12 protein-coding genes and 6 tRNA genes are annotated in these 12602 nt (G+C 43.5%); 4 read left to right on the forward strand and 14 right to left on the reverse strand.

Features of this window, described 5'->3' with window-relative positions; all coding sequences use genetic code 11:
* Nucleotides 1-12: 12 nt before the first annotated feature.
* From CSV61_RS13820 to CSV61_RS13830, 3 genes are all read right to left on the reverse strand, one after another.
* Complete coding sequence (locus CSV61_RS13820) at nt 13-1341, reverse strand: NAD-dependent malic enzyme (RefSeq protein ID WP_099639688.1); 1329 nt, start codon at nt 1339-1341, stop codon at nt 13-15.
* A gap of 110 nt (nt 1342-1451) precedes the next feature.
* Nucleotides 1452-1631, reverse strand: a complete 180-nt coding sequence (locus CSV61_RS13825) for a putative motility protein (RefSeq protein WP_099639689.1) — start codon at nt 1629-1631, stop codon at nt 1452-1454.
* 66 nt (nt 1632-1697) lie between these two features.
* Nucleotides 1698-2147: a Dps family protein gene (locus tag CSV61_RS13830; protein ID WP_083032853.1), complete on the reverse strand. Its 450-nt coding sequence runs from the start codon at nt 2145-2147 to the stop codon at nt 1698-1700.
* Between the two features lie 94 nt (nt 2148-2241).
* Here CSV61_RS13830 and yidD point away from each other — a divergent pair, with 94 nt between their 5' ends.
* Nucleotides 2242-2484, forward strand: coding sequence for a membrane protein insertion efficiency factor YidD (gene yidD / locus CSV61_RS13835; protein ID WP_099639690.1), 243 nt, complete (start codon nt 2242-2244; stop codon nt 2482-2484).
* Nucleotides 2485-2567: 83 nt separating this feature from the next.
* Nucleotides 2568-3524: a metal ABC transporter solute-binding protein, Zn/Mn family gene (locus CSV61_RS13840; protein ID WP_099639691.1), complete on the forward strand. Its 957-nt coding sequence runs from the start codon at nt 2568-2570 to the stop codon at nt 3522-3524.
* Nucleotides 3525-3550: 26 nt separating this feature from the next.
* Here the strand turns inward: CSV61_RS13840 and CSV61_RS13845 are convergent, their stop codons facing one another.
* The 5 genes from CSV61_RS13845 to CSV61_RS13865 all read right to left on the reverse strand — a co-directional run bounded on the left by CSV61_RS13845 (nt 3551) and on the right by CSV61_RS13865 (nt 9798).
* On the reverse strand, nt 3551-4987 hold the full coding sequence (locus CSV61_RS13845; protein WP_233193623.1) for an o-succinylbenzoate--CoA ligase: 1437 nt from the start codon (nt 4985-4987) through the stop codon (nt 3551-3553).
* A 67-nt stretch (nt 4988-5054) separates the two neighbouring features.
* Nucleotides 5055-5873 carry a 1,4-dihydroxy-2-naphthoyl-CoA synthase gene (gene menB, locus CSV61_RS13850; protein ID WP_099639692.1) on the reverse strand — a complete coding sequence of 273 codons (819 nt, stop codon included), beginning with the start codon at nt 5871-5873 and terminating at the stop codon, nt 5055-5057.
* A 20-nt stretch (nt 5874-5893) separates the two neighbouring features.
* Entirely contained in the window at nt 5894-6718 is an 825-nt protein-coding gene (menH, locus tag CSV61_RS13855; RefSeq protein ID WP_233193625.1) for a 2-succinyl-6-hydroxy-2,4-cyclohexadiene-1-carboxylate synthase, read from the reverse strand.
* On the reverse strand, nt 6708-8429 hold the full coding sequence (gene menD, locus CSV61_RS13860) for a 2-succinyl-5-enolpyruvyl-6-hydroxy-3-cyclohexene-1-carboxylic-acid synthase (RefSeq protein ID WP_099639693.1): 1722 nt from the start codon (nt 8427-8429) through the stop codon (nt 6708-6710). The genes menH and menD overlap by 11 nt, the downstream gene beginning before the upstream one ends.
* The gene (locus tag CSV61_RS13865; RefSeq protein ID WP_099639694.1) at nt 8422-9798 is read right to left on the reverse strand and encodes an isochorismate synthase; all 1377 of its coding nucleotides are present in this window, start codon (nt 9796-9798) and stop codon (nt 8422-8424) included. The genes menD and CSV61_RS13865 overlap by 8 nt, the downstream gene beginning before the upstream one ends.
* A 237-nt stretch (nt 9799-10035) precedes the next feature.
* Between CSV61_RS13865 and CSV61_RS13870 the strand changes: the two genes are divergently transcribed.
* Both CSV61_RS13870 and CSV61_RS13875 read left to right on the forward strand, forming a co-directional pair.
* A complete protein-coding gene (locus tag CSV61_RS13870) occupies nt 10036-10947 on the forward strand; it encodes a 1,4-dihydroxy-2-naphthoate polyprenyltransferase (RefSeq protein ID WP_099639695.1) in 912 nt (303 codons plus the stop codon).
* Nucleotides 10948-11093: 146 nt separating this feature from the next.
* Nucleotides 11094-11843 carry a TraR/DksA C4-type zinc finger protein gene (locus tag CSV61_RS13875; RefSeq protein WP_369824390.1) on the forward strand — a complete coding sequence of 250 codons (750 nt, stop codon included), beginning with the start codon at nt 11094-11096 and terminating at the stop codon, nt 11841-11843.
* Between the two features lie 258 nt (nt 11844-12101).
* Here CSV61_RS13875 and CSV61_RS13880 read toward each other — a convergent pair.
* From CSV61_RS13880 to CSV61_RS13905, 6 genes are all read right to left on the reverse strand, one after another.
* Nucleotides 12102-12173: transfer RNA gene (locus CSV61_RS13880), tRNA-Glu, on the reverse strand.
* Between the two features lie 7 nt (nt 12174-12180).
* A tRNA-Ser gene (locus CSV61_RS13885) sits at nt 12181-12271 on the reverse strand.
* Nucleotides 12272-12277: 6 nt separating this feature from the next.
* A tRNA-Asn gene (locus CSV61_RS13890) sits at nt 12278-12352 on the reverse strand.
* Between the two features lies 1 nt (nt 12353).
* Nucleotides 12354-12430 (reverse strand) — tRNA-Ile (locus CSV61_RS13895).
* 4 nt (nt 12431-12434) lie between these two features.
* Nucleotides 12435-12508, reverse strand: a tRNA-Gly gene (locus CSV61_RS13900).
* Between the two features lie 5 nt (nt 12509-12513).
* A tRNA-Phe gene (locus CSV61_RS13905) sits at nt 12514-12589 on the reverse strand.
* Between the last annotated feature and the right edge of the window lie 13 nt (nt 12590-12602).

The raw sequence follows: 12602 nt of genomic DNA on the forward strand, positions 1-12602 counted from the left end.
TAGGTCATCGTATTATAATTCTTGATTTTGTTCTTCATACACTACTTTTTCGACTGCCAACGCCACGTTAATGTGTACATTTGGATCTAATGGATGTGGCACTAAATCATCACGCTTTGTGCTGTCTACAATCGCCAAAGCCGCAGCGATGAGCATTGGATATGTGATGGACTTCGCATTGGCATTCAGTGCACCTCGAAAAATTCCGGGGAAACCAAGAACGTTATTGACTAAACGGCCATCTGCTGCATAGGCTGCGCCTGCTTCCAATGCAATTTCTGGCGTAATTTCTGCATTTGGATTAGATAATGCCAAGATAATTTGACCTTTACGAATCATTTCCGGCTTGATCAGATTAGCTACGCCAGTTGTCGCGATCACTACATCACAAGTCTCCATGATTTCCTCCAGTGTTTCAACAACAGTACCGCCATATTCCGCTAACATCTCTTTTGCATGAGGATTAGGGTCTGTTCCTTTCATTTCTGCTACACCATACGCCATAAACATACGACTAATGGCTAAGCCTGCTGCACCAAGACCGATTTGTCCCACTGAAGCATTGCCGAGCTCCACTCCGACATGTTTGCATGCTGTGAGCGCTGCTGCCAATGCCACGACTGCTGTGCCGTGCTGATCATCATGCATAACTGGGATCGGTAATTCTTTTTTCAAACGCTCTTCGATTTCAAAGCAATGCGGAGACCCGATATCTTCCAATAAAATGGCACCAAAGCCTTGATGGATATGTTTGACTGTTTCTACGACTTCATCGGGATCACTCGTATCAAGTAAAATCGGAATACCACTAATACCAACAAATTGATCAAACAAAACAGCTTTCCCTTCCATGACAGGCATACCTGCTACAGGGCCAATATCTCCAAGTCCTAAAATGGCCGTTCCATCTGTCACGATGGCTACTGTATTTGAAATACCTGTGAAATAATTTGCCTGTTCGGGATCCTCTTGAATAGTTTTGCATACACTTGCCACTCCCGGTGTATACACTCTTCGTAGATCTGCAAGTGAACGGATTTCATGTGCGGCTTTCATATGAATTTTTCCACCCTCATGCATTTGCAGAACATCATCGGTCACGGCTTGAACTTTAATACCTTGCTTCAAGTTCTCAATCGCCATAACTATTTCAGCCAAATGCTCTTGATCATTACATTGTAGTGCGATTTCTCTAATCGTGGAAAGCGTTCCTACTTTAATCGTCTGGATGTCACCGATATCTCCATTCAGCTGACCGATTGCCATAGTTACCTTTCCAAGATTCCCCGGTTTAGAAGGAGTTTCAATAATTAGGTTTCGCAAAAACTGTCCTTGAGCCATCTTCAGTATACCTCCTACTACGTCTAATTTTAATTATATTCTAACAGGATCTTTGCTTACTTCCATAAAAAAACACACATCTCTACTCATATGAGATGTGTGCTCCCCTATCAAGCCTTGATATCAATAGATGCGCCTTTTGTTGGATGCGTGACCGGTTGATTTTCGAGGCCATTCAACATATCATTCATAGCAGAAGTCTCCATTGAAAGGGCTTTGTTCATGACGCTCATTTGAACGGTTGATTGCAAGCTTCTCAACTGGCTGGACATAATTGAATTGATATCCATGTCGTTCAACTCCTCCCTGGTATTCACTTCTTACTATCGGTTAATTTTTTGATGAATGAAGGGGGATTACTCGTTTGTTTCGCCAAGGAATGCATTTAACATCCACTGATGCTTCTCAACGCTCTGATAAACTGCGTTCAACATATCTTCCGTCATATCATCGGAATCCTTCGCTGCAAGATCCATACCTTTTTTCAATGATTTCATTGTCTTATCAAAGTCATCTACTAATGTTTGCACCATATCATTCGCTTTTTCTGTGCCTTTTGCTTCGTCGACAACAGATTCAGACAAATGCTGTGTCAGTGTTGCAGTCGGCTCGCCGCCCAATGTCAGTACGCGTTCTGCAATTTCGTCCATATGCAATGTCGCTTCATTGTATAACTCTTCAAATTTAGCGTGTAGCGTGAAGAAATGACTACCTTTTACATACCAGTGATAGTTATGAAGTTTCGCATACAACACCGACCATGTAGATACTTGTTTGTTTAGCTCCTGAATTAATTCCTTAGACATAAAAAAACACTCCTCTAATCGTTTTATGCTTCTCTCTTTTAATTTACCACATATATAGGTAAACTAAACCTTATTACGTCTGAAGGTGATAAAAATGCTAAAGAAAGTAGTAATACAGCTGATTCGCTTCTACCAGAAGTTTATTTCTCCCTTATCGCCGCCCTCTTGTCGATTTCATCCGACATGTTCACATTATGGGGTGGAGGCTATTGAGACACATGGAGTGCTCAAAGGGAGTTGGCTTGCGGTAATACGAATTTTAAAATGTCATCCATTTCATAAAGGTGGATTTGATCCGGTACCCCCTAGAAAAATGAATAAAAATACACCGAACTAGGTTGCAAACAGATAGCATATCTTGTATGATGAGAAAACAATCTAAATAGTAATCATTCCGATTACGTAACGGAGGCTTTTCTAATGAAAAATCGTTTGCTGTTGCTTGGTGCCGCTCTGCTGCTCGTTTTAAGTGGTTGTACCAATACTACGACAACTGAGCCGGATGATTCGTCGTCCGATCAATTACTCGTCTATACGACAGTCTACCCATTGCAATATTTCACTGAACGCATTGGTGGGGAGTATGTTGATGTGAAATCCATTTATCCGCCTGGTACAGATGAGCACGTCTTTGAACCTACACAGAAAGATATGATGACCTTGGCCAAGGGAGATTTGTTCTTCTATATCGGACTTGGACTTGAAGGTTTTGTACAAAAGACAGAGAAAACGTTGCAGAATGAAGATATTCTGTTTGTTCCGATTGCCGATTCTATCGATCCTGAGGAATTAGAAGGTGGACATTCCCACGAACCTGGTGAAGTAGAGCATGACGCTCACGGGCATGAAGATGCGATCGATCCACATGTTTGGATCTCTCCTTATCTCAGCACGAAGCTGGCAGAGAAAATTACGCAAGAGTTGTCAGATGAATTGCCTGAGCATGCAGAGTCTTTTAAAAAGAACTTTGATAGGTTATATGATGAATTAGAAGAATTGGATCGCGGATTTAAAAAAATGGCTGATGACGCACCTAACAAAACATTCTTCGTGTCTCATGCAGCATTTGGCTACTTGGCTGACGCTTACGGATTACAGCAACTCGCAGTATCTGGTCTTGATTCCCAAAATGAACCTTCTCAAAAGGAATTAGCTTCTCTTGTTAAAGATGCGAAAGAGCAAGACATCCAGTATATTTTATTTGAACAAAACGTCAGCTCAAAATTGGCTGAAGTTATCAAAAAAGAACTGAATGCCGAAGCGCTTACTTTGCATAATTTGAGTGTACTTACTGAAGAGGATATCCAAAAAGAAGAAACGTACTTCACTCTCATGGAACAAAATCTGGAAGTACTACAAAAAGCATTAGGAAACTAACAGTGGACGAATACTCCACTGTTTTTTTATAACCATTTTTTCAATTCGAATCGCATCAGTTTATTTGATGCATTACGTGGCAATTGCTCTACGAATCGAAATTCTTTCGGTAGTTTATATCGTGCTAAACGTTTGGAACAGAATTCCAACAGTTCATCTTCCCTGACAGAACCAACGAGGAATGCAACAGGTACTTGCCCCCACTCGGTATCTTCTTTACCACATACGCCCGCTTCTCTTATAGCGGGATGCGCTAGCAAAATATTTTCAATCTCAGCAGGATAAATATTCTCGCCACCTGAAATGATTAAATCAGCACGTCGATCGACGATGAATAAATAGCCTTCCTCGTCAAGATAGCCAGCATCCCCTGTAGCAAGCCAACCGTCTTCGGTCAACGCATTGCGTGTACTCTGGCTTCCGATGTAACCTGGCGTCACGTGGGGGCCTTTTATGAGCACTTCACCTACTTCACCTGGTTGAGCGGTATCTTTAATTGCAATTTGATTGAAAAATAATGGTTTACCTGCTGAACCAACTTTTCGCGTGGCATCTGCTTTTCCAAGAGTTGTCGTTTGCGAACATGTTTCAGTCATACCGTACGTCTGAAGTATTGGTAGTCCACATGCGGTGGCACGCTCCAAATAATCTAGTGGCACAGGTCCCCCACCAACGAGCATCGTACGGAAGAGTGGATGTGCTTTACTATTCGTTGTTTCCATTACACGAACAATTTGATCCAACGTCAAGGCAACGACCGACATGGCCGTGACGCGCCCTGCTATAATTTGTGCAGCAGCTTCTTTTGCATCAAATTTTTCGTACAGGCGCATTTCCATTCCGTAGATCACGGAGCGAATGACAATTGATAAGCCACTTATGTGGAATAACGGCATCATACAAAGCCATGAATCTTTGTCAGTCAACCCGAGATTCAGCGCAGATGCGAGTGCGCTCGACGTATGATTGCCTGCTGTCTGACGAACGCCTTTAGGAACACCTGTAGTGCCTGAAGTGTACATAATTGAAAGCGTCTGATCTTCACCCCACTGTTCCTGCATGGCGAACTCTTTTCGTTCAGACTTCCGAACTGCAGAATAGAATAGGCTCTCGACGTCATCTAATTCTAGACGGGTCTGTATTTGATCATCTATCAGCACAATTTTTGCTTCGGAATCGCGTATCTGCCAGCGTAGTTCCTGTTCTGTCAGTCGATTGTTCAGACAGACTATTTCCGCACTTACTAACCAACATGCATGGATGAAAAGAACCGTTTGGTCATTAGACTGGCTAAGCAACGCAACCCTACTATTTGACTGAACTCCGAGATGATGAAGTTGTTGTGCGATTTCAAGGGATTGTTCATATAGTTCGCGGTATGACCAGTGTCCTTGCCCAGTAACTAAAGCGGATGCGTCAGGCGTCAATTTCGCCCGTTGCATAAGCCAATTAGGGATCATCATAAGTAATTCCTCCAATTAAAAATTAACGTAATGAAAAAGCTGCCCCAATTAGGCAGCTTTCATTTATTTAAGGGAAACGTGGGAATTGATCGAAGTCTGGTTTACGCTTTTCTTTAAACGCATCGCGTCCTTCTTTCGCTTCATCCGTTGTGTAATAAAGCAATGTTGCGTCACCAGCTAATTGCTGAAGTCCAGCCAAGCCGTCTGTATCGGCGTTCATTGCTGCTTTCAAGAAGCGAAGTGCAGTTGGACTCTTGGCTAGCATTTCTTCACACCATTGAACGGTTTCGTCTTCCAGCTGCTCATAAGGAACCACTGTGTTGACTAAGCCCATATCAAGTGCTTCTTGTGCGTCGTATTGACGGCATAGGTACCAAATTTCACGTGCTTTTTTATGACCTATAATGCGTGCAAGGTATCCTGAACCATATCCTGCGTCAAATGAGCCTACAGTAGGTCCTGTTTGTCCGAAACGTGCATTGTCTGCAGCGATGGTTAAGTCACACACTACATGCAACACGTGACCGCCACCGATTGCGTATCCTGCGACCATTGCGACAACTGGCTTTGGAATAACGCGAATTAAACGCTGAAGATCCAAGACGTTCAAGCGTGGAATTTCGTCATCTCCAACGTATCCACCGTGACCACGAACAGATTGATCGCCTCCTGAACAGAACGCTTTCTCTCCTTCACCAGTTAACACGATCACTCCGATTCGCTGATCATCTCTTGCACGTGAAAATGCATCGATTAGTTCCATTACGGTTTTCGGACGGAATGCGTTGCGTACTTCCGGACGATTAATCGTAATTTTTGCGATACCATTGTACATTTCGTACTTGATATCATCATATGTACGAAGCGTTTCCCATTGACGGGTCATAATAAATTCCTCCTCGTTTTTTACATTTTTTTCAGGTAACTCTTTATCATTGTAACAAATTGTTGAGGTTTTTCCACGTGAATTGCATGCCCCGCGTCTTTTATCGTTTCATGCTGCGCATTTGGCAGGCTTTTCATTATTTCCTGCGCAATACTTTCAAATTTCACATCTTCACTACCAGTAAGCAATAAAACAGGAAGTGAAAGTTGCTCGAGCGACTGCCAGTAAGAAGGCTGACTGCCCGTCCCTATGCCCCGTAAACTGTTTGCCAACCCAATCGGCCGTTGATTGAGGCGTTCATTACGCACTGCCTGCTGTTGTGACGCAGATAACTTCTTCTGTGACTGAAACAATGGAATCTCCTGCCAAAAGTCAACGAATTCTATTATTCCTTGCTGCTCTATCCTATCCGCAAGCTTGGCATCTGCTGTTCGTCTTGCGAGCTGCTGTTCTGACGTACGCAAGCCTGGTGAACTGCTCTCAAGCACCAGACTCGTCACCTTTTCGGGATACATTGCAGTAAAACCTAAGGCCACACGCCCTCCCATCGAGTAACCAATTACCACCGTTTTCTCAATCTCAAGCTTCTGCAAAACTTCATACAAATCCTTGATCTGTTCTTCCATTTTGTAGCGGTTCATCGTTTCAGGCGCTTCCGTCTTGCCATGTCCGATCAGATCAACTGCTATTACATAATAATCCGTCATAAGTGCTTCAATCGTTTTCTGCCAAGTAGCTATTGAACCTGTGAAACCATGCAACAGGACAACTGCAGGCAATTGCTCATTTCCGTATCGTGCCACATGCGTATCAATACCTCTGATTGTCAGTACTTCAGTCGTCAATGCGTTCCACCCTCTTCGCGATCTCCCGCCACACAGAACGATGCGCTTCCACATTGTCTGCACGCACTGTCGCCACTTCAATGATGCGTAGATTAGCTGTTTTATCTGTTTGCATCGCCTGTTCAAATGCTTGTGTTGTATCGACCGCATCGTATTGTGCCTCATACATCGCTGCGATAGGATGGAACGTTAAATTAGTGGGTGTTCCAAATAATTGCTCATAATGGTGTTCAATAGAAGCTTGCGGCAAATAAGAGAAAATTCCACCGCCATTGTTATTAATTAGAACAATCGTCAAATCGGTTTGCTGTAAACGAGAAATGATCAATCCATTGACGTCATGCAAAAACGCCAAATCTCCAATTAATAAATACGTCGTACGTTTGCGGCCTTCTTGAATACCAAGAGCAGTCGAGACTACCCCATCAATCCCATTCGTCCCTCGATTGCAGAACAATGAAATATCACGATTCGTCTTTTTGAAATGAGTATCCAAGTCCCGAATCGGCATACTACTGCTGCAGACTACATCCGAGCCATCCGGTAAATTGGCAATGAATTGACGAACGAAGTGCCCTTCATCTTGCTGGAAATGTTGATCTTCGTTCATAACATCTGTGGAAATTTGATTGGCTTTAGCCCACTGTTTTGTATACGCAGTTCGCTCGCGAGGCACCGATACTTGCTGCCAAATACTTGCTGCACTCACTTGCAAATGATGAGTAGTCAGCCCAATTGGGTCACGATAATTTGGTGAATCATCCACCACAATATACGTTTCTGGACAAGTCTTCTTTAAAAACAAGAGTAGTGGCTTAGAGATGGGCTGCGGACCGAATCGTATGACGCAATCAGGTCGCATGTTTTCGGCAAACACTTCACTTTTTAGCAACGCGTCATACTGATCAATACAAAGATCGTCACAATCTGCCGGTACTTGTGAGCGTAGATTGGATAACGGATCACATAGTACGGGCCATTGAAGTGCTTTAGCAAACTGCCAGAAACGTTCTTTGTCTAGAGTAGTTGCTTGCTCCCCCATAACAAGTATTCCTTTTTTCGATTGCGTAACGGACGTTTCCAGTACTGCTTTCATTTCTTCCGTTACAGCCAATTTCCCTACTATCTGTTGTTGGAACCGGGTGGCAGGCGCGGTTGCTTGTAAATCAATTAATAGAGGTTCTCGAAATGGTACATTCAAGTGCACAGGTCCTTGTGGTGCCGTTTTCGCAACAGAAAGAAGTCTAACTGCACGTTGTTCCATATAGCGTAAGATGTCTTCTCGATTTTCAGGAATAGGAAAATCGACGCTATCTTTGACGTGTTCCCCAAACATGCGAATTTGATCTATCGCCTGTGGAGCCCCTACTTCACGCAATTCATGCGGACGATCCGCTGTGATGACGATCAATGGCAATCTTGCATAAAATGCTTCAGTAATTGCAGGATGATAGTTCGATGCTGCTGTTCCTGACGTACATAGTAAAACAACTGGCTGCCCAGTTGCCTTCACTAATCCAAGCGCGTAAAAAGCTGCTGAACGCTCATCAGTATGCATATAGGTCTGCATATCCTTCGAATTCGTAAATGCATACGCAAGCGGTGTGGATCTGGAACCTGGACTAATAACCGCCTTTTTCGCACCTTGTCGAATAAGAGTATCCGTTAAGCGAAGCACATAACTCGTCAATCCTGTTTCGTGATCATTCATGTAAACGGCCTCCGAGCGCGCGTAACACAGGACGGAATTTCACCCATGTTTCTGCATATTCTTCCATTGGTGTAGAATCAGCGACAATACCGCCACCAGCATATAAATAGGCTTCATTACCAGTTAGCAGTCCAGAGCGGATCGCTACCGCAAATTCTCCATTACCTGCAGAATCCACCCAGCCTATTGGTCCGGCATAAAAGCCACGATCCATTTGCTCTTCTTCGCGGATGATTTCGAGCGCTTCTTGACGCGGCACACCACCTAAAGCAGGCGTCGGATGAAGAGCTTCTACTAAACGGAATATATCCATGTCGTTCGCAAGCTTCCCTTCAACCGGTGTGAACAAATGCTGTATATCCCGTACCTTCAAAAGTTTTGGTGTTTTATTGACTTGCAATGATGTACAGAATTCCGCAAAGACTTGTGTAATCATATCAACTACATATTGATGTTCTTCACGATTTTTTTTATCTCGTAATAGCACTTCACCAAGTCGTTGGTCTTCTTGAGACGTCTTTCCGCGTTCTATAGAACCTGCTACACACGCTGAATATGCATGTCCATTATAAATCTCAACCAATCGCTCAGGAGTCGCACCGAAGAACATCTCATCGCCAATTTGCAGGCCAAAGTGATAACTAGCGGACTGCTCATTGGTAATGGTATGCAATGCAGCAGCCTTTTGGAATTCTTCTTCGAAAGTCAGTTTAATTTTACGTGCAATGACTACTTTCTCTGCCTCTTGCGCTTTAATATGCGAGGTTACGTGCTCGACCGCGTCCATATAGCGTTCCGTCGCCAATTCAGTTTGTTTGATTACGTCTGGCTTGCCTTGGAACGTGAATTCGTCAATTTGTGCAATATGGATCAAGCGGTCACGTTCTTGACGCAATGCTTCAAAGTCTGCTGCCGCTTGCGGTTCCTCTGTAATATAATTTATAGACACATACGTTTTACCTTTTTCGATTTTCAATTGGAATAAAGGCACAGTGAAATAAGCAGCCGGAAAAGCACGCCACTCATCATCTTGACGCGTATGGGGATCAAAAGAAAATCCGCCAAACAACACTGGATCGATATCTTTTTCTTCCTTAATCAATCCTTCACATAACGTTGCCCATTGTGAAGATATCGACTGAAACCGATCCATCTCTGCTGTTAAAACTGTAGCCTGACCCAAACCGACAAGCTTTACTGTCTTATCTGCATTCTGCCAGAAGAAACGATGCTCACCATAATGTGATAGGCCAGCTTCAAAAAAAGCAAGCGGACTAAGCGTTTCCACTTCCAATGTTTCCGTAAAAAATCTAGATTCAGCGCCTGTTGCCGGAACCGTCTTCTCTCGATCGGTTAATTTCCGAATCATCCTACTCTCTCCTTCTCATCATGCTATATGTTTTTCGACAATTTACGTTCAGCCATACTTTCTTCGAACGATAAGTACCTCTATTCTAGCACATTGGACGCTGTACTTAATATATAATGTCTCGCTGTGCAGGAGAGCATTCGACAATTATCTTTTATGGTTGTCTCTTCTTACCTAACTGGTTGTTTTTGTTGTATACTATCAGATGATGACTACATGTATAAGGAGAGATTACCCGTGCAACACACTATAGAAACCGATACCGGCTGGCGAGTTTGGTGGCAACTAACACGTCCTCACACATTGACTGCCGCATTTGCACCCGTCTTTTTAGGAACCATGATTGCGCTACAATACGGTTCACTTCATTTTCCACTATTTTTAGCGATGCTTGTAGCCAGTTTATTTTTACAGATGGCCACCAATATGTTCAATGAATATTATGATTTTAAGCGAGGACTCGATGATGAACACTCGATTGGTATTGGCGGTACGATCGTGCGAAACGGTGTACAACCTAAAACTGTATTAAACCTAGCACTCACTCTGTATGGCTTATCTGTTCTACTAGGCATTTACATTTGCATGGAAACTTCCTGGTGGTTAGCTGCCGTAGGTTCCGTTGCCATGTTGATTGGCTATTTGTATACAGGAGGACCCTACCCGATTGCATATACGCCATTCGGTGAGCTCGTTTCTGGGTTTGTTATGGGCATGCTCTTGATCTTGATCGCATTTTATATCCAAACAGGAACTGTCACGGGCAATGCGATATTACTATCTGTACCAAGCATGCTATTAGTCGGAGCCATTATGTTAGCAAATAATATTCGTGATATTGTGCAGGATACTAAGGGTGGCAGAAAGACTATGGCGATTCTCGTAGGGCGAAATCATGCTGTTACCATATTGGCAACGTTTTTCATCATCTCATACGTATGGATCATTGTACTGGTTGTGACAGGGCATGTATCTCCATGGGCATTACTCGTACTACTGAGCATCCCCAAGCCGCTCCATGCAACGAAAACTTTCCGCAAGCATGAACAACCCATTCAAGTCATGCCGGCAATGAAGGATACTGGCGTTACAAATACGCTATTCGGACTGCTTCTCGGTATCGGCATTCTCATTGCTCACTTCATCTGAATAAACAACAACCACAACGTCCACACTGTAAAAGGTGGACGTTTTTTGTTGTAAAGGTTTACTCTAGCTTGTAAACAGGGAAAGACTGAATAAGAAAGCTTTCTCAGACTTCATAGATTTACTAGGAAAGCCACATAGAAAGGGTCGTGACTACATTGTTAACAACTACAAAAATTCAACAACTCGAAAAAGAATTACGGGAAATGGAAGACCGTTTAACTGAAACAGAAAATGAGACCGAAATCGTCAAAAATGCCCAAGAAAATGTAGGTGAATTATCGATGTATGATAATCACCCTGCTGACATGGGAACAGAATTGTACGAGCGCGAAAAGGACATGGCACTTAACACACACGCTGAAAGTGAATTGGAGAAAGTCCAGAACGCATTACAAGCTATCAAAGACGGCACGTACGGTACATGTGAAGTCTGTGGTAAGGAAATACAAGTAGAACGCTTAGAAGCAATCCCTTACACTACTGTGTGTATTGAAGACGCACAGAAAGATGTGCCGACTGATCGACCAGTAGAAGAAGATATATTAATCATGGCAGATCCTAATTCATTTGCCGCACGAAGAGAAGGTGATGCAATAGATTACGAAGATAGCTTCCAGGAGATTGCGCAATCCGGAACATCTGAAACCCCTTCCGACTTCTCAGGTAATAAAAACCGTGACTACGAGGATTTATACGATGAAGAAAATGATGATAGCGCAGAAGAATACGAAGAGTTTGCAGTGTCCGACATTACAGGCGAACCTGCTGGCTTTGTACGTAATGAAGAAGCAATAGAATATGAAGAGGAGTTAGACGAAGAAGGGATTGAATCACCGTTAGGCGACATCCCGTATAAAGAACGTGATAGCTATATTGACGCGGACGAAGATAATTAATTCAAAAGAGTACGTGCCATGAGTAAGGCTTGTGGGACGTACTCTTTTACATAGGTTTTCGTTCTATAGGTTCAGTAAACTTTATATAATACAAATTGTCAGTTTGCGGGTAGTAAACAGCAGTAACACCTCTATGGGCAGCACAAGTCTACACTATGGCAAACATACTGTCGAACTATCCGTGACTTCCTACTATAATTGTTAATGAAGAAATAGAAAAAAGGTATTGCATAGTTATGCAATACCTTTTTGTATGTATGACCCCTACGGGATTCGAACCCGTGATACCGCCGTGAAAGGGCGGTGTCTTAACCGCTTGACCAAGGGGCCAAAATTATGGCGGAGAAGGAGGGATTCGAACCCTCGCACCGCTTTCGCGATCTACACCCTTAGCAGGGGCGCCTCTTGAGCCACTTGAGTACTTCCCCATAAAATGGCTCCGCAGGTAAGACTCGAACTTACGACCGATCGGTTAACAGCCGATTGCTCTACCACTGAGCTACTGCGGAATGGTGGGCCTAAGTGGACTCGAACCACCGACCTCACGCTTATCAGGCGTGCGCTCTAACCAGCTGAGCTATAGGCCCATATTGGAGCGGGTAGGGAGAATCGAACTCCCATCATCAGCTTGGAAGGCTGAGGTTTTACCACTAAACTATACCCGCATTCATGGTGGCTCAGGACGGAATCGAACCGCCGACACAAGGATTTTCAGTCCTTTGCTCTACCGACTGAGCTACTGAGCCACATTTGTTATTT

This window comes from Sporosarcina sp. P3, from assembly GCF_002743415.1.
Taxonomy (GTDB): domain Bacteria; phylum Bacillota; class Bacilli; order Bacillales_A; family Planococcaceae; genus Sporosarcina; species Sporosarcina ureae_A.

What these genes read in the sequence shown, in the direction of transcription:
- menB (WP_099639692.1), bottom strand. Translation starts at nt 5,873, where the DNA reads ATGACCCGTCAATGGGAAACGCTTCGTACATATGATGATATCAAGTAC.
- CSV61_RS13845 (WP_233193623.1), bottom strand. Translation starts at nt 4,987, where the DNA reads ATGATGATCCCTAATTGGCTTATGCAACGGGCGAAATTGACGCCTGAC.
- CSV61_RS13840 (WP_099639691.1), top strand. Translation starts at nt 2,568, where the DNA reads ATGAAAAATCGTTTGCTGTTGCTTGGTGCCGCTCTGCTGCTCGTTTTA.
- CSV61_RS13825 (WP_099639689.1), bottom strand. Translation starts at nt 1,631, where the DNA reads ATGGATATCAATTCAATTATGTCCAGCCAGTTGAGAAGCTTGCAATCA.
- CSV61_RS13820 (WP_099639688.1), bottom strand. Translation starts at nt 1,341, where the DNA reads ATGGCTCAAGGACAGTTTTTGCGAAACCTAATTATTGAAACTCCTTCT.
- CSV61_RS13830 (WP_083032853.1), bottom strand. Translation starts at nt 2,147, where the DNA reads ATGTCTAAGGAATTAATTCAGGAGCTAAACAAACAAGTATCTACATGG.
- yidD (WP_099639690.1), top strand. Translation starts at nt 2,242, where the DNA reads ATGCTAAAGAAAGTAGTAATACAGCTGATTCGCTTCTACCAGAAGTTT.
- CSV61_RS13865 (WP_099639694.1), bottom strand. Translation starts at nt 9,798, where the DNA reads ATGATTCGGAAATTAACCGATCGAGAGAAGACGGTTCCGGCAACAGGC.
- menD (WP_099639693.1), bottom strand. Translation starts at nt 8,429, where the DNA reads ATGAATGATCACGAAACAGGATTGACGAGTTATGTGCTTCGCTTAACG.